The following is a 16,319-nucleotide window of genomic DNA, read 5'->3' on the forward strand; positions in this document are numbered from 1 at the left end:
AGATTCTCCGCTCCGCTCGGATGGACACCCCAAACGGATATTTGCAGACCGCTAACTTTGCAAAGAAGCAATCTCGCGGCGTATTCGCTCAACCAGTTTGGCGGCAGCTTCCTTCGGTGTTCCTTCTAGAAATTCCGTGTTCTTGGATTTTATAGGAACATAAATTTTCCTGAGTCTAAGCGTGTTCGTTCCGGAAACCTCTGCCCCAAGTTCCGCCGGCGTTACGCGGCGTATTTCCTTGGTCCTGGCTTTTTTGATGCCCAGCAGGCTGGCATAGCGCGGCTTATTCAATCCAGACTGAATGGTCAGCAGCGCTGGCAGCGGCATCTCCACCCATTCAAACCACCCATTCTCGAGTTCGCGCTTGGCCTTAATACGACATTCCTCAATCTGAATTTCCATAATGATGGTGGCGTGGGGTAGACCGAGAATCTCCGCCAGGATCACGCCCGTTTGCCCTGTCCCCAAATCGTCCGACTGCAATCCGGTGAGCACGAGATCAAACTTCTCCTCGCGAACCGCCGCGGCAATCCGTCCCGCGGCCCACGCACGATCCACCGACTCCGAATGTTCCGTCTCGATATGAATGCCGCGGTCCGCCCCTTTGGCCAATGCTTCGCGGATGGACGCCAGAATCCTGGCTGGTCCAAGGCTGACCACTACGACCTCTCCTCCGAGCTTTTCCTTCAGGCGCAGCGCTTCTTCGAGAGCAAATGTATCGGGTTCGTTGATTTCAAAACTCAGATCGGATTCACGCACATGGAGGGAGTCCTCGCTCAACCGTAGCGTGGATTCCTTGGCAGAAACTTGCTTTAGGCAGACCAGTATTTTCATTGTGAGAGTATACGAACGACCACGCGGTCCATCACCTTGTTCCGGTTACTCGTGGAAGCGGCGGAACAGCAGCGCGGCGTTGGTTCCCCCGAACCCAAAGGAGTTGCTGAGGATGTAGTCCAACTTGGCGGGACGCGCCTGATTGGGGACATAGTCCAGATCGCAATCTGGATCGGGATTTTCATAGTTGGTGGTAGCCGGAATAATTTGATCACGCAAGGAAAGCACAGCAAAGCCAGCCTCAACTCCGCCGGCGCCGCCGAGCAAATGACCCGTCATGGATTTCGTTGAACTAATGGCCACCTTGCGAGCGTGATCGCCAAACAACCGCTTAATGGCCAGGGTCTCCAACCGATCATTAAATGGCGTGGAAGTCCCGTGAGCATTGATGTAATCGACCTGTTCAGGCTTCACACCGGCATCTTCAAGTGTGGCCCGCATCGCACGGAAAGCACCGTCGGCATCTTCAGAAGGCTGAGTGATGTGGAAAGCGTCGCCGGACATTCCGTAGCCGACGATCTCAGCAATAATGTTGGCCCCGCGTTGCTTGGCGAACTCCAGTTCTTCGAGGACCAGGATGCCTGCGCCTTCGCCGATGACAAAACCATCGCGTTCTTTATCGAACGGCCTGCTGGCGCGAGTGGGTTCCTCGTTTCGCGTGGAGAGTGCTCGCATGGAGGCAAACCCGCCCACGCCCATCGGAGTGATGGCAGCCTCCGCTCCACCGCTAATCATGACGTCCGCCGCGCCTCGCTGAATAATCTTAAAAGCATCGCCGAGGGAATGCGCGCTCGAAGAGCACGCCGTACAGGTGGCCGAGTTTGGCCCCCTGGCATTATGTCGGATCGAAACATGGCCGGCGGCGAGATTGACGATGCTGGCGGGGATGAAGAAAGGTGATATCCGGCGTGGTCCACCCTGCATGAGCGCGGTGTGCTCGCGCTCGATGACATCGAATCCCCCGATGCCGGAGCCAATACAAACGCCTGTTCGCTCGGAGATATCGTCGGTAACTTTCAACCCGGATTGCTTCATAGCAAAGTCCGCCGCCGCGAGGGCGAACTGGATGAACAATCCCATTTTCTTGATTTCTTTTTTCTCAATCCAGAGCAGCGGATCGAACCCTTTCACTTCCGCGGCGATGGTGCAGGAGTAATCCGTCAGATCAAATCGTGAAATGGTACCCACGCCGGATTGTCCGGCGAGGATCGCCTTCCAAGACTCCTCCGTACCGATCCCAAGGGCGGTCACCAAGCCAACTCCGGTAATGACGACTCGTCTGCCCATATCATCCTTTATGTAGAATTACGCAACGGTTGCGGAGGGAAAGCTCCGGACTGCACCCAAATCTGCAACCTTGCCGGATGCAGGTCGGAGCAGCCTTCCAAGAAAGGTCCCGTCAAATGTCCCGGAGAAATTTCCGGTAGGCTAAGTATTGTGCCTAGCCTTTAGAATGCGACTGGATGTAATCAATGGCCTGCTTGACGGTCTTAATTTTTTCCGCATCCTCGTCGGGAATGGTGATCTCGAAGGACTCCTCGAGCGCCATTACCAGCTCAACCGTATCGAGCGAGTCGGCTCCCAGGTCGTCCACAAAAGAAGCGGTCGGCGTAACCTCCGACTCTTCCACTCCAAGCTGCTCAACGATAATCTGCTTTACTTTCTCTTCAATCGAGGCCATGGCCCCTCCCTCTTAGATAAATTATGCTAGCTGCTCACAATACGATTCAGTCAGTTTTAGCGGCTCCGCTTGGGACGTTTCATTCAGACTACTGTCACGGACCGCACCGCATACTGGTCTGAAACTGTCTATTGTACTGCAAATTTCCGGATGACTGTACCTCGCGCTGCAAGGAACCACCTCCCATCACCGGCAACTCCAATGGTTCCAAGAGATCCCAGCATCTCACCATCGAACGATTCTAACGACGGCTGCACTCATGGGTCAAGCAGAGCAAGGTCCAACTAAGGTGGACATGCGTTGAAAATAATTATGATTCCGCGGAACTTTACTGATCCGTCTGCCGACTCACAGGGTGGTGGCGAATGATGACGCCTTCAACCATATAAACCACATCTTCGGCGATGTTTGTAGCGTGGTCGGCAATCCTTTCAAGATGGCGGGAAACAGAAAACAGATGCGTGGCCCGTTCAATCGTAGATGAATCCTGTTTCATCATCTGCCAGACCTGTTCAATTACGCGGCGATTATAGTCATCCACTTCGTCGTCTGCCGCGCAGATGTCTCTCGCGGCATAGGGGTCTGCCTTGATGAAGGAGTCCAGGCTTCCCAAGAGCATGCGCATGGTGGCCGCGGTCATTTGCTCAATTTGGGGTGGGTATACGAGAGGCTCTGACTGAGCCAAGGTTTGGGCGTGCTCGGCGATATTTACCGCCTCATCTCCCATGCGCTCCAGATCATTGTTGATACGCATCACCGCAGCGATGAAGCGAAGATCGGCCGCCACCGGCTGATAAAGAGCCAGCAGCTTCAGGCACTCCTCTTCGATCTCGACTTCGCCCAGATTAATGCGATTGTCGCCGAGTATGACCTCCTCGGCCAGGCCGGCGCGGCGCTCCAGAATGGCGGTAACCGCTTTCTGAACAGTCATCGCCACGGTCTCGCCGATGGTTAGTAGACGGCGTTTCAGGCGCGCAATCTCAATTTGTAAATGGTGTGCCAAAGTGTACCAAGGTGTAAGAAAAAAGGTGTAAGAAAAGAATGCTAACCGAATTTTCCGGTGATGTAGTCTTCCGTCTCGCGTTTGCGCGGGCGAGTAAATATTTCCTTTGTCGACCCAAATTCGATCAGGTCTCCAGCGGAGAAGAACGCCGTCCAGTCCGAAAGCCGCGCGGCTTGCTGCATATTGTGGGTAACGATGACGATCGTGTACCGTTCTTTCAATTCGAACAGGAGGTCCTCAATGCGCGCCGTGGATGCCGGATCAAGAGCCGAGCAAGGCTCGTCCATGAGAATCACATCCGGCTCCAGGGCAATGGCACGCGCGATGCACAACCGCTGTTGCTGCCCCCCGGAGAGCGCCAACCCGCTCTGGTCGAGCTTGTCCTTCACTTCGTCCCATAAAGCGGCCTTACGCAACGAGCTTTCGACCAACTCCGCCAGATTACCAGTATGTCCATTGATGGAAGGTCCCCAGGAGACGTTTTTGGCGATGGACCGGGGAAAGGGGTTGGGTTTTTGAAAAACCATGCCGATGCGCCGTCGCACTTCAACGGGATCGATATCAGGAGAGTACAGGTTGACGCCCCTGTAGAGCGCCTGGCCTTCCGTGGAAACCGCTGGGATAAAGTCATTCATCCGATTGAAGGCGCGCAAGAAGGTGCTCTTGCCACAACCGGACGGACCGATGATGGCCGTGATCTGCCGCTCCGCGATGGCCAAATTAATTTGGCGCACGGCGGGAACGACTCCGTAGCGAATGCTCAAAGAAACGGCTTCCAGGATGGATCCCCCGACAACTGGAGGCTGAACCGTTTCATTCGCCATCATCTCCGACTCTTTTACCATCGTGAATCTTTCTGCGCCCGAGCGCGAATCCAGATGGCTGCCGCGTTCATTGTCAACAAGACTAGCAGCAATACGACAATGCCGGCGGCGGCCAGACTGTAAAACTCTTTCTGCGGGCGTGAGGCCCAGTTGAATATCTGAATGGGCAAGGCGCTGAAGGAATCCATGGGACCATTCGGAGTAAATGCCACATAGCTAAGCGCCCCAATCATTACCAGCGGAGCAGATTCCCCGATGGCTCGAGACAACGCCAAAATGATTCCGGTCATAATCCCCGGCAACGCCGCCGGCAGCAGGTGATGACGAATCGTGTTCCACCTGGTAGCGCCTAACGCAAAGGAAGCCAGGCGAATCGATTTGGGAACAGCCCGCAACGCCTCGCGGCTGGCCATTATGGTCACCGGAAGAATCAACAAGCTCATGGTCAATGCGCCAGCCAGCAAGCTCCTTCCCAAGTCTAACCAACGGACAAACAGCGCCAAGCCGAGAATACCATAGACAATCGACGGGGTCCCGGCGAGGTTGGCGATATTGATTTCAATCGTGGTGTTCAACCAACTGGGGCCCGAGTATTCTTCCAGATAGACCGCGGCGCCTACGCCAATGGGAATGGAGATGACCGCGGTAAGCAGGATCAGCCAGATGGTTCCCCACAGTGCCGCCTTGATACCCGCCTTTTCCGCAAACCGCGAGGGAAAACTGGTCAGAAACTGCAGATCCAGCCAGCCCATCGCCTGCCATGAAATCTGAATCAGCAGAATGGCCAGAATGAAGACTCCCGTCCAGGTGGCTACTTGAAAAAAAGTTTTCATCATCCGGCTGCGACGATGCCGCCGCTGCAGGTTGGACCCTTCCGATTTCAGTAAAATTGTGGCCACTTCGCTCATTCATAGACCTCACGAAAACGCCGCAATACTCGATTCGCCAGCAAGTTCATTATGAGAGTGATCACAAACAACAGAGCTCCGACAGCGAATATAGTTTGATAGGAGATGCCGCCCGCCGGAGTGTCGCCGAGCGACACCTGGACGATGTAAGCCGTCATAGTCTGAATGCTTTCGAGCGGATTCATGGTCAGCTTAGGAGTGGCTCCAGCAGCCAAGGTAACCGCCATGGTCTCGCCGATGGCGCGGGAGAGCGCCAGCACAAACGAGGCCAGCACGCCCGAGAGAGCGCCGGGCAAAACCACCTGCGTGGAAACTTCCAGCTCAGTTGCCCCCAGCGCGTAGCCAGCGTCGCGCAGCGATTGTGGCACCGCGCGGCAGGCATCGTCGCAGAGTGAGCACACCATGGGAAGAATCATGATGCCGACCACAAATGCAGCGCTGGCCGCGTTGAAGACTTGGGTCTGCGGTAACACACGCATCAACAGAGGGGTTACAAAAGTGATGGCAAAGTACCCGTAGACGACGGTCGGGACTCCAGCCAGAATCTCCAGAACTGGCTTGAGGATATTGCGTGAGCGATGCGATGCGTACTCGCTTAGGAAAATACCGCTCGCCAGTCCCAAGGGCAAGCTGACCAGGGCGGCCCCGGCCACTACCAGCATGGTCCCGCAAACGAGAGGGAGCACGCCGAATGACCTCGGCTCGATAAGCGGAGCCCAGCGCGTTCCGGTCAAAAACTCGATTGGTGAAACAGCAAAGAAGAAGGCGGAGGCTTCGCGCACCAGTACCCAGATGATCCCCACCGTGGTGGCCACTGAAAGAAACGCGCACAGGAACAGCGCCAGGCGGATGGCTTCCTCCACCCATCGACGATGTCCCCGTACGCGAAGGCTATCGAGCGCGGTGCGACTTGTGGTTGTAGTACTCAAGCAAGGTTTAGTAGATCGCTATTTGCTAGTTTGCAATAATGCTTCCAGGTTCAACTGCCCTTCTTTCGCGTGTCCATGGAAAACGCTACCGGCTACTTTACTAGCCCAACGCTGCTTTACCAAACCGCCGATGGTATCCGGAAGCTGGATATAACCGACTTCGGTAGCCAGCGGCCCACCCTGGGCGAGGTAGAAATCGACAAACGCCTTTACTTCCGGTCGAGCCTCGGCTTTGGCCGCGACATAAATAAAAACGGGACGGGAGAGCGGCGCATAGCTGCCGTCGCGAATTGTTTCTGGAGAAGGCAGGATGGGGCCAGCGCCATTGTCCACCGCAACCAATTTTAGTTTGTCCCTGTTGGCGGCGTAGTAGGCGAAACCAAAGAAGCCGATGGCATCCACATCTCCGGCGATGCCTTGCACCAGAACATTGTCATCTTCGCTGGCGCTGAAATCGCCGCGAATCGCCTTAGCCTTGCCGTTAATGGCTTCCGTGAAATAATCGAACGTCCCAGAGTCCGTGCCTGCGCCAAAGAAGTGGATTTCGCGCGCGGGCCAAGTGGGCCGGACGTCGCTCCAGCGCTTCACTTTGCTGCCCGGCTCCCACATTTTTTTGAGTTCGGCAACGCTTAGAGTGCTAACGAAATCGTTCTTCGAATTGACCAGGATGGATAGACCGTCATAGGCGATCGGCAACTCCACAAACTGCAATCCATTCTTTACAGCGGTCTCCACTTCTTCAGTCAGAACTGGACGTGAAGCGTCGTTAATATCCGTCTCGCCGGCCAGGAACCGCTTGAATCCACCGCCGGTACCGGCAATACCCACAGTCACTCGAACCTGCGGATAAAGTTTCTGGAACTCCTCCGCAACTGCCTCCGTAATAGGATAGACCGTGCTGGAGCCATCAATCAGGACGGCCCCGGTCAATTGGCTGGCAACTGGTGCTTCCGTTGTTGGCTCGCTGGGGCGGCTGCATCCCATCACCATGACCATTGCTAAAACGAGAAAACCCAGTTTGTTCATCAACATTGATTTCAACATTTATTCTCCTTGGTAGCGCAATCTATGGCGCTTACGTTGTTCCTGCCTCCCACGAAATCCACTTAGGGTACCCAAGGAAATCCGACGCACAACTATCAGACTTCCCTTTTACCCCTGGATCGTGACGAAGACAAGCATCGTAATCTTTCGGTAACATCATGCTGAAAAAATGAATAGAGAATTGTTAATGCATTGTTAACAGATTGTTAATGCTCACGCCGTTGTCAGTGGCAGTCCCAACAGGATGGTGGTCCCACCTTCAGCTGGGCATTCGATATGAAAAACATGGTTTGCACCGTAAAGAACGCGCAGCCGCTCCTGAACATTGCTGATTCCAATTCCTCGTTGGTTAATCTGATCAAGAACCTCGCGCGATATGCCGACACCGTTGTCACGAACTTCCAGCAGAAGATGTCCATTTTGTTTATGTGCCCGAATATTAATGATTCCCCCTTCAACCTTGGGAGCAAGTCCGTGCTTAATGGCATTTTCAACTATGGGTTGCAGCAGCATACTGGGGACCGGCGTAGAGAGAGCTTCCTGATCAATTTCTTTCTCGATTTTCAGCTTTTCAGTGCCAAACCGGACGACCTCAATGGATAGATAGTCATCTATGAAAGCAAGCTCTTCCCGCAGTGTGGAAAAGTTATCTGACTTCTTTAATAATTTCCTTAAAATGCTTGATAACTTAAAGATTACCTGTCTTGCTGCCTCGGCGTCCGTACGCGCAAGCGAGGCAATGGAATTGAGCGTATTGAAAAGAAAGTGAGGATTGATCTGAGCCGTCAATGCGTCCAAACGTGCTTGGACGAGAAGGCGGCGCTGCTCTTCCAATAGCAGATCGTTCCGGACATTCTTCCAGATCGTAATGGGGATGGCTACGCAAGCAATCGTCGTCAGGCAGATTGCGATAACAATGGGCACAGACCCATCCAGAACGTGATAGAGATGCTCGGGAAAGAGTCGACCCAGGATCATGCGGACGGCCTCTATGACGATGATGGCCAGGAAAAAAAACATCTGCCATTCCGCCCGTGGATAGCCGAATCGCTGGCGAAACCAGCGGTAGAGATTTAAGTCAAAAAAAGGTGAGAACGTCCAGACATCATCTTTCCCAGGCGCCAGACTGCGGGCAAATCCTCCCATCGCCCCGGCGGCCAACAGTACGGGTAGAGCCAGCAGTTCATTGTGGAGCAGGGCGGGAAGCGAAGCCAGCCCCCCGGCCATTAATCCGGCAACGGGGCCTGCCAGCACGCCCGCTAGGATCGCGCCCTCCAACCCGAGGTCCGGTGGTTGATAATTCAATAAAACCCTGAGCAGCACACCGAACATCAGCGGAACACCCAGGACCAGTCCAAAGATGAACTGATCGGAGAGCTGCTTACTTGTTGAAAACAATAAGCGTCTGAAATAGCTTGAGCGCGCCAAAATGCTGGCTATCGCCGCCGCCGCCAATATCTTCACGAGAAGTATTAGCAGTAACAGATCTCGGGCATCAATAGTGGCATTCAGGGAAGTAGTGTTCAAAAATCCGCTCCAATCACGGCTAGTCGAGGATCAATCAGGCACCTTCTCTTTGCAACAATTCTGGTCGTTGGTCGGTCGCCAGCTTGTCTCTTTCCCAGCACACTCATTATAATGAATTGGAGCGATACTTTATTTCGCATAACACATGAATAAACCAGCAGCGCCATCCGCAACACATCTACCGGGTACTCCGGTCCAGACTCCCCCGCGCATTCCCGTCGTAAAAATCGCGGAGGCCGACTTCCCCTCTGTTTTCGGAAAATTTCGGATCTGCGGATTTCGACTGACGGATGATCGCGGCATCGAGAACGCAGTAGTTCTAGTCCGGGGAACACCGCAATCCGGGAAGATTCCATTGGTGCGCATTCACTCCCAATGCCTGACCGGCGACGTCTTCGGCTCACTGCGCTGTGATTGCCGTGAACAACTCGAGATGGCCCTGGCTCAGGTGGGCGCGAGCGACTATGGGTTTATCATCTATGAAGAAAAGGAAGGCCGCGGCATCGGGCTAATGAACAAACTGCTGGCCTATCAGTTGCAAGACGAGGGACTGGACACGATAGAGGCCAACGAACGGCTGGGATTCGAGGCGGACCTGCGTGATTACCGTCTGCCAGCCGGGATTCTGCAGTACTACGGAGTTTCGCAAGTTCGCATGCTCTCCAACAACCCGGAAAAGTTACAGGCTATGGAAGCCAACGGAATCGCCATCAAGGAACGCGTGCCTGTGGAAGCTAAACCGCACCAGGCTCGAGTGAAATATCTGCGAACCAAGCGCGACAAAATGGGCCATAAGATTGGCGAATAGCAGAGATAATTCAATCAGCATCTTCAATCAGCATCAAGGGCAGCATCAAGGGCAGTTGCGGCCCCTCTTTTATCCGCAAACTCAAATGATCCCCCGCCTATAAAATGAACAATCTCCAGTTGGTCCTGGTCGCTCAACACGGTGTTGGGCCAAGACTCTCGCGGCACAATGTGGCGATTCAACTCCACGGCGCAGCGATCGGATCTCAGCTCGAGCGAGCGAAGAAACTCGGTTAGGGTTAATGGAGCGTCCAACGACCGGACTTTTCCATTCACAACTATATCCATTTGCGAGTACTCACCATGCCGCGGCGAATTTGATTTGCTTTGAGTGCCTATCGACTTGGAAATTCTGGAAAGACTGGAACATCAAAAATGCTCAAGCCACAGGCTGAATATTGAACTTGGCGAACTGCTTGCCTTGCGGACCTTTCGCCCGAATTATCAGCATCCCGGCCTGCGAAATTTCCGGGGAACTTACCCATATCTCCGCGCCACCGTCCCGGCGTGAATTCAACGTCTGCTGATCAATAACCTGTCCGTCCACAATCCAGCGGATATCCAATGCCAGATCGCTGGCCGGAAAGTTGCTATCCCGTTCGCGGAACGCAAACTGAAAACGAAAATACTCCCCCTGCTGAAACTCGTTTGCATTGGTCATTTCGATCAGGTAGACAGGAGTGGAAATTGCAGATCCATTGCCACCCATAGCGGCTGAAGCAACAGAATCACTGGCGAGGGACGGGGGTGCAGCGGGAACGGGCTGCGGGGTTGGCAACCAAGTCCCGTTACGGACCGCTTCCGTCAATTCCTTGTGTTGATGCCGGACCGCCTCTTCAATCTGCTCTTTGCTGGAAGTTGCTGGATCGTAGAGGGTGCGGCTCTTGCCAAGAATCTTGCCACCAACGTAAATGATGGATTCAACGACTGGATTCTTGTGCCCACGGTCTTCCGTCTGGACGTGGTAGAGCGCATCTTTTCCCTGCACATCAGTATTGAATCCGAAGATCATGCAACAAACCTTTCACAGATTAGTTCACTCTTTGGGACGCCCTGGAACCGACCATTCTGCAGACCGCACCCACCACATTCTGCTACACTTGACAGGGCGGTCGAGCGGCCCCTATATTCATAATTACCGCTATTTCTCTGTTCATTATAACATCGGGTCTCATGTCCAACGGGTATTTTGAAAATTACATTCCCATACTTCTGCTTGCCGGGGTTGTGACTCTGTTGGCGGTGGGCATGCTATTGCTATCCTACCTGCTCGGCCCGCGGCGTCCCTCCAAGGAAAAGTTGGCGGCATATGAATGCGGACTGGTGCCGACCGGTGATGCCCGCCAGCGCTTCAGCGTCAAATTCTACCTCGTTGCCATGGTATTTATTCTCTTCGACGTGGAAGTAATCTTCTTGTATCCATGGGCGGTTATTTTTCATGAACTGCGGATGCTCGGATTCATTGAGATGCTTTTGTTCATCGGACTCGTTCTGCCTGGCTTCGTCTATCTATGGCGTCAGGGCATATTTGACTGGTCAGAAACGGACACCAGTGATTGGCCGGATACCCCGCCCGTCACTTTGCAGGGTGTCTCGCTCGTGGTCCCAAAGGTTGTCCATGAAGCTACTCCATTCTCCGGAGGGTCTCAATGAAGCTTGAGGACCTTCAACTAAAATTGACCGCGATGCCCGATGCCGTCGCGCTCATGGAATCTGAGCCGCTCGCCATCATTGATGGCGGTTGCGAGCGGGGCGAGTGGACATTCCAGATTGAGCCGAACCAGATACGGCCAGTTTGCGAATTCCTGAAATCCCACCGCGGGTACCGAATGCTGTCGAACTCCACCGTGGTGGATTGCTACCCGTCCGAGCCGCGTTTTGAAGTCGTCTATCATTTGCTCTGTCATGATAGCAAACAACGCCTGCGGCTAAAATGCAAGATCGGCGGCGAGCAACCTGAGATTAGTTCGGTAAGCATGGTGTGGAATTCCGCTGACTGGTTTGAACGGGAGATATTTGACCTGTTCGGTATCCGCTTCATCGGCCACCCGGACCTACGGCGCATCCTGTTACCAGATACTTGGGAAGGCCATCCCTTGCGCAAAGACTATCCAGTTACGGGGTACCGCTAATGGCGGAACTAGCCATTCCTGCCAGCTCCCGTTCGCTGGTGCTCAACATGGGGCCACAGCATCCGTCCACGCACGGCGTGCTCCGTCTGGTGCTGGAGCTGGACGGTGAGACCATTCTCAGCGCCAAGCCCGACATCGGTTATCTGCACACCGGCATTGAGAAAACCTGCGAAGAGAAAACCTACCATCAGGTGATTACGCTCACCGATCGCATCGACTACCTCTGCCCGCTCACCAATAATCTCTGTTACGTCCTGGCGGTCGAGAAGCTGCTTGGCCTGGCGCCGCCTCTCCGCGCTCAACAAACCCGAGTGCTGCTGAACGAATTGAGCCGCATCGCCAGCCATCTGGTCTGGCTCGGCACACACGCCATCGACATCGGCGCCATGTCCGTCTTCCTCTATTGCTTTCGCGAGCGCGAGGAGATTCTCAAAATATTCGAGTTGGTCTCCGGGCAGCGCATGATGACCAGCTATTTCCGCGTCGGCGGCCTGGCCTTGGAACCGCCGCCGGAATTTCTCCCGCGCGTGAAACACTTCATGGGTTATTTCCCCGACCGGTTGCGCGAGTACGAATCGCTGCTGACCCGCAACCCCATCTGGAAGCGCCGCACGGTTGGCGTCGGCATTCTTACCAAAGAGGATGCGCTCGATTTCGCCGTCACCGGCCCCACAGCGCGCGCCTCGGGAATCGACTACGATCTGCGCCGCGACGAGCCTTACTCCGGCTATGAGAATTATAAGTTCGACGTTCCGGTGCGCACTGAGGGCGACGTTTACGCCCGTTACCTGGTTCGCATCGAGGAATTGCACCAGAGCGTGCGCATCGTGAATCAGGCCGCGGAAAATATGCCCGACGGCCCGGTCCGCGCGAAGGCTCCCGGAATCGTCCTGCCCGACCGCGAGAAAATGAAGACCGAGATGGAATCGTTAATCTACCATTTCAAAATCGTGACGGAAGGCTTCCGCGTCCCGCCCGGCGAGGTCTATCAAGCCATCGAGTCGCCCCGCGGCGAAATGGGCTATTACGTCGTCAGCGACGGCACGGCGCATCCCTATCGAGTGAAGGTCCGCTCGCCGTCGTTCTCTAACTTGCACGTACTGCCGCGCCTCGCCGAAGGCCGCCTGCTCAGCGACATGATCGCCTGCATCGGCAGCATCGACATCGTGCTGGGAGAGATCGACCGGTAGATTTGTACAGCAACGATGCAGGACGAGGAAGAGCATTTCATGGAATCTCAGGAATTGGATAGCTTTCTCGATCATAGCGGGATGCCTTACACAAAGAAAGTGCGGCCAAGCTACGAGAGCTTCGTTGCCGAGTGTCCTTGGTGTGGCCAAGAGAACACATTCAATCGGCGGACCGATCATGATTGCACGTTTGTCCGTATGCGCGCGCTGTTCCTGCGACAACTTCTCTCCGGAATCTCCCCGAAGAGTCTGCTTGAAGCAGAGTCCGCTATCGCGGCATTAGGGAACCGTCTACGTGAGCCAACTCCTGAAGAACTTGAGGCACATCCCGACAAGCAATTGGTCGCTCTCCTCAAGTCAGTAAAGGAAATAAAGATAAACAATCTACGAAACCAAGTTGTTCACAAGCACGCGTATCGTCCGACCCGATACGAAGCCGAAGCTGCTCTTGAGGAGAGTCGGTCAGTTCTCTTTCCTTTAGGCCATCGACTACATCTGCATGACGAAATAAACTGGTACGTGAGCTTGAAGAAGAGAGATAGCCTGTAACTCTGTAATAACGTGAATAACAGGTTTCTCGCTGTCCGAGTATTTCTGTCGAAGCAGGCGTAAGGGCACGGCTTCAACCGTGCCGATAAGCTCGCAAAACGGAAGCGGTTTTAACCGTTGAGGGAATATGGCTGTTCCACCGAGACGCACGAAAGACGCCGGAACGTACTTCGTTACCTCCCGCACGTGGGAGAGCCGGAAACTCTTCATCAAACCCGCGGTTTGCGAAATTGTGATTGGGACGTTGCTTCATTATCGGGAGAAACACAGCTATCTGCCGCATTCTTTTGTGCTGATGCCCGATCACATTCATGTCATGCTGACGCCGAGCCAGGAAATCACGCTGGAGCGGGCGGTGCAGTTTATTAAAGGTGGATCATCTCGCAGGATTTCACAGGCGCTGAATTTCCAACTGCCTGTGTGGCAGCGGGGTTATACAGACCACCGTATCCGCGATGCGCAGGATTATCAGACGCATTTGCGATACATCGAACAGAATCCGGTAAAGGTGAAGTTAGTTTTATCGGCCAGTGAGTATCCCTGGTCCTCCGCACCCGGGGCGTTTGCGATGGACGATTGCCCTCAGGGGTTAAAACCCATGAGGAAAGCGGAGCCTATCGGCACGGTTGAAACCGTGCCCTTACGTCGCGCTTGAAGCGTTGACACATTTTTGAAATCGTACTTTTGCGTCACGACCGAAGTGATTGTGCATTTTTGAAACGGTACCTTACGTCGGGTATGCAGCGCTCCCGATTTTCTATAGCGGGTAAACACGGCAATTGCTTTCCTCATCGTGGGCCTTTTGTGCAGAGGAAGCCGGAACAAGTTTATACTGAGGAATAATAGGAACAAGCGCCAGTGCCGACCAAGGAAACTGTTAGAACATTGCTGGACCGGTTGCCGGACGATTGCAGCCTGGAAGACGTGCTGTACAACCTGTATATAATCCAAGCAGTAGAACTGGGGCGAGTTGACGCGCGAGCGGGCCGCACAGTTTCCCATCAGGAGGTCGCTGAGGGGTTACTTCGGAAATGGCGGGGGACTGCTCAGGAAAGCGCGTAAGAACAATCATGCAGTTTAATGAAAAACTCGAAGCGAAATATCAAACGCTGCTCTCGCGTTATCCGGTGAAGCGCTCGATTCTTGTGCCGCTGCTGCTGTATGCGCAGGATGAGCACAACTATCTCAGCAAAGAGCTGATCGCGGAGATCGCGCGGCGCGTGGACTTGCGTGTACTCGAAGTGGAAGAGGTTATCTCGTACTACTCGATGCTGCGCAAGAAACCCGCGGGCCGGCACAATTTGCAGATTTGCACCAACATCTCCTGCCTGCTGCGCGGCGGCGATAAACTCTATGACCACGCCAAGCGGAAGCTTGGCATCGGGCACAAGGAAGTAACCGCCGACGGCGAGTTTTCCATTGAAGAAGTCGAGTGCATCGGCGCGTGCGCCTGGGCACCGGCGCTACAGGACAATTACGATTTCTATCACGAAGTGACGCCGGAAAAGTTCGATGCGCTGCTGGATCAGTTGCGCGCTGGAACAGCCAAGCCGGACCTCCCCGCGCAGTCAGTTTCTGAACATGAAGTTCCCGTGCTCACGCGAACCTCTCACCATCCGAACCCGGCAGCCCTCGACACCTATCTGGCCAACGATGGCTATACGGCCATCGAAAAAGCGCTCAAACAGATGACGCCGGAAGCGGTGATCGAGGAGATGAAAGCATCCAATCTGCGCGGACGCGGCGGCGCGGGTTTCCCCACCGGGATGAAATGGACCTTCGTGCCCAAAAAGGCGGAGAAGCCGAAATACATCGTCTGCAACGCGGATGAAAGCGAGCCCGGCACCTGCAAAGACCGCTTGCTGATGCAGAACGAACCTCACCAGTTGATCGAGGGCTTGTTGCTGGCTGGCTTCGTGGTGGACGCGCACCAGGGCTACATCTATGTGCGCGGCGAGTATCGCTATCTGATCGATATCCTTGACCGTGCCATCGCAGAGGCTTACGCGCGCGGATACCTAGGCAAGAATATCCTCGGCACCGGTTTCAACTTTGAACTATGCACGCACACCGGCGCAGGCGCATACGAATGCGGCGAGGAGTCGGCGCTGCTGGAATCGCTGGAAGGCAAACGTGGCATTCCGCGCATCCGTCCGCCATTTCCGGCTGTTGTGGGACTTTACGGCGGACCTACAGTTCTTAACAATGTGGAGACATTCTCCGCTGTTCCCGCCGTTATACGCGAAGGCGGCGCATGGTACGCAGGCCTGGGCACACCCAGGAACGGTGGCACGCGGATGTTCGTTCTCTCCGGACACGTTAACCGGCCTGGCGTTTATGAACTGCCGATGGGCTTTTCATTGCGCCGCATGATCGAGGAGGTCGGTGGCGGCATCCTCGACGGAAAAAAAGTGAAGGCAGTCATTCCAGGAGGATCATCCACTCCCGTGCTGACTGCCGATGCGCTGGACACTCCCATGGATTTCGAGTCCGTGGCCAAGGCGGGGTCGATGCTGGGCTCCGGGGCCGTGATCGTGATGCACGAAGACACCTGCATGGTGCGCGTCGCCCTGCGGCTGATGCAGTTCTACGCCCACGAAAGTTGCGGCTGGTGCATACCCTGCCGCGAAGGCACGTCCTGGCTGAAGAAGACGCTGACGCGTTTCCACGCTGGCGGCGGAAGAGAGGAAGACATTCGCCTGATCGAAGACCTGGCGAAGAACATGCTGGGCCGGACATTCTGTCCGCTAGGCGACGCCGCGGCCATGCCTACAATCGCATTCGTACAGAAATTTCGCGAAGAGTTTGAGCAGCACTTGTCTGGCAAGCCCTGTCCATTTGATCCGCAGGCGGACGCAGTTTTGCTCGCTCATTAGGAACTGAATCGAGAA

19 protein-coding genes are annotated in these 16,319 nt (G+C 54.7%); 8 read left to right on the top strand and 11 right to left on the bottom strand.

The annotated features are described in order from the left end of the window. Positions 1-51: 51 nt before the first annotated feature. The 9 genes from EXQ56_00960 to EXQ56_01000 all read right to left on the bottom strand — a co-directional run bounded on the left by EXQ56_00960 (position 52) and on the right by EXQ56_01000 (position 8,750). Positions 52-834, bottom strand: a complete 783-nt coding sequence (locus EXQ56_00960) for an electron transfer flavoprotein subunit beta/FixA family protein (protein ID MSO19028.1) — start codon at positions 832-834, stop codon at positions 52-54. A 45-nt stretch (positions 835-879) separates the two neighbouring features. Beyond that, positions 880-2,121, bottom strand: coding sequence for a beta-ketoacyl-[acyl-carrier-protein] synthase II (fabF, locus tag EXQ56_00965; protein ID MSO19029.1), 1,242 nt, complete (start codon positions 2,119-2,121; stop codon positions 880-882). Between the two features lie 154 nt (positions 2,122-2,275). Next, entirely contained in the window at positions 2,276-2,515 is a 240-nt protein-coding gene (locus EXQ56_00970) for an acyl carrier protein (protein MSO19030.1), read from the bottom strand. Between the two features lie 328 nt (positions 2,516-2,843). Beyond that, positions 2,844-3,674, bottom strand: coding sequence for a phosphate signaling complex protein PhoU (gene phoU, locus EXQ56_00975; GenBank protein MSO19031.1), 831 nt, complete (start codon positions 3,672-3,674; stop codon positions 2,844-2,846). Next, positions 3,560-4,363, bottom strand: a complete 804-nt coding sequence (gene pstB, locus EXQ56_00980) for a phosphate ABC transporter ATP-binding protein (protein ID MSO19032.1) — start codon at positions 4,361-4,363, stop codon at positions 3,560-3,562. The genes phoU and pstB overlap by 115 nt, the downstream gene beginning before the upstream one ends. Then, positions 4,357-5,250, bottom strand: coding sequence for a phosphate ABC transporter permease PstA (gene pstA, locus EXQ56_00985; GenBank protein ID MSO19033.1), 894 nt, complete (start codon positions 5,248-5,250; stop codon positions 4,357-4,359). Before pstA ends, pstB begins: the two co-directional genes overlap by 7 nt. Next, positions 5,247-6,179 carry a phosphate ABC transporter permease subunit PstC gene (pstC, locus tag EXQ56_00990; protein ID MSO19034.1) on the bottom strand — a complete coding sequence of 311 codons (933 nt, stop codon included), beginning with the start codon at positions 6,177-6,179 and terminating at the stop codon, positions 5,247-5,249. The genes pstA and pstC overlap by 4 nt, the downstream gene beginning before the upstream one ends. A gap of 18 nt (positions 6,180-6,197) precedes the next feature. After that, entirely contained in the window at positions 6,198-7,205 is a 1,008-nt protein-coding gene (locus tag EXQ56_00995; protein MSO19035.1) for a PstS family phosphate ABC transporter substrate-binding protein, read from the bottom strand. Positions 7,206-7,436: 231 nt separating this feature from the next. Continuing rightward, positions 7,437-8,750 carry a sensor histidine kinase gene (locus EXQ56_01000; GenBank protein ID MSO19036.1) on the bottom strand — a complete coding sequence of 438 codons (1,314 nt, stop codon included), beginning with the start codon at positions 8,748-8,750 and terminating at the stop codon, positions 7,437-7,439. A 145-nt stretch (positions 8,751-8,895) separates the two neighbouring features. Here EXQ56_01000 and ribA point away from each other — a divergent pair, with 145 nt between their 5' ends. Then, the gene (gene ribA / locus EXQ56_01005; GenBank protein MSO19037.1) at positions 8,896-9,558 is read left to right on the top strand and encodes a GTP cyclohydrolase II; all 663 of its coding nucleotides are present in this window, start codon (positions 8,896-8,898) and stop codon (positions 9,556-9,558) included. A 23-nt stretch (positions 9,559-9,581) separates the two neighbouring features. Here the strand turns inward: ribA and thiS are convergent, their stop codons facing one another. Further along, positions 9,582-9,845: a sulfur carrier protein ThiS gene (thiS, locus tag EXQ56_01010; protein MSO19038.1), complete on the bottom strand. Its 264-nt coding sequence runs from the start codon at positions 9,843-9,845 to the stop codon at positions 9,582-9,584. A 91-nt stretch (positions 9,846-9,936) separates the two neighbouring features. Continuing rightward, the gene (locus EXQ56_01015) at positions 9,937-10,569 is read right to left on the bottom strand and encodes a hypothetical protein (GenBank protein MSO19039.1); all 633 of its coding nucleotides are present in this window, start codon (positions 10,567-10,569) and stop codon (positions 9,937-9,939) included. 161 nt (positions 10,570-10,730) lie between these two features. On the opposite strand from EXQ56_01015, the gene EXQ56_01020 reads away from it, so the two are divergent. From EXQ56_01020 to nuoF, 7 genes are all read left to right on the top strand, one after another. Continuing rightward, on the top strand, positions 10,731-11,210 hold the full coding sequence (locus tag EXQ56_01020) for an NADH-quinone oxidoreductase subunit A (protein ID MSO19040.1): 480 nt from the start codon (positions 10,731-10,733) through the stop codon (positions 11,208-11,210). Positions 11,211-11,242: 32 nt separating this feature from the next. Continuing rightward, positions 11,243-11,689, top strand: a complete 447-nt coding sequence (locus EXQ56_01025; protein MSO19041.1) for an NADH-quinone oxidoreductase subunit C — start codon at positions 11,243-11,245, stop codon at positions 11,687-11,689. Beyond that, positions 11,689-12,879 carry an NADH dehydrogenase (quinone) subunit D gene (gene nuoD / locus EXQ56_01030; protein MSO19042.1) on the top strand — a complete coding sequence of 397 codons (1,191 nt, stop codon included), beginning with the start codon at positions 11,689-11,691 and terminating at the stop codon, positions 12,877-12,879. The genes EXQ56_01025 and nuoD overlap by 1 nt, the downstream gene beginning before the upstream one ends. Positions 12,880-12,918: 39 nt before the next feature. Then, the gene (locus tag EXQ56_01035; protein ID MSO19043.1) at positions 12,919-13,428 is read left to right on the top strand and encodes a hypothetical protein; all 510 of its coding nucleotides are present in this window, start codon (positions 12,919-12,921) and stop codon (positions 13,426-13,428) included. A gap of 127 nt (positions 13,429-13,555) precedes the next feature. Beyond that, a complete protein-coding gene (locus EXQ56_01040; protein ID MSO19044.1) occupies positions 13,556-14,083 on the top strand; it encodes a transposase in 528 nt (175 codons plus the stop codon). A 203-nt stretch (positions 14,084-14,286) separates the two neighbouring features. Continuing rightward, positions 14,287-14,490, top strand: a complete 204-nt coding sequence (locus tag EXQ56_01045; GenBank protein ID MSO19045.1) for a hypothetical protein — start codon at positions 14,287-14,289, stop codon at positions 14,488-14,490. Continuing rightward, positions 14,460-16,304: an NADH oxidoreductase (quinone) subunit F gene (gene nuoF, locus EXQ56_01050; protein ID MSO19046.1), complete on the top strand. Its 1,845-nt coding sequence runs from the start codon at positions 14,460-14,462 to the stop codon at positions 16,302-16,304. Before EXQ56_01045 ends, nuoF begins: the two co-directional genes overlap by 31 nt. The last annotated feature ends 15 nt before the right edge of the window (positions 16,305-16,319 follow it).

It is taken from the genome of Acidobacteriota bacterium (assembly GCA_009691245.1).
Lineage (GTDB): Bacteria > Acidobacteriota > Terriglobia > 2-12-FULL-54-10 > 2-12-FULL-54-10 > SHUM01.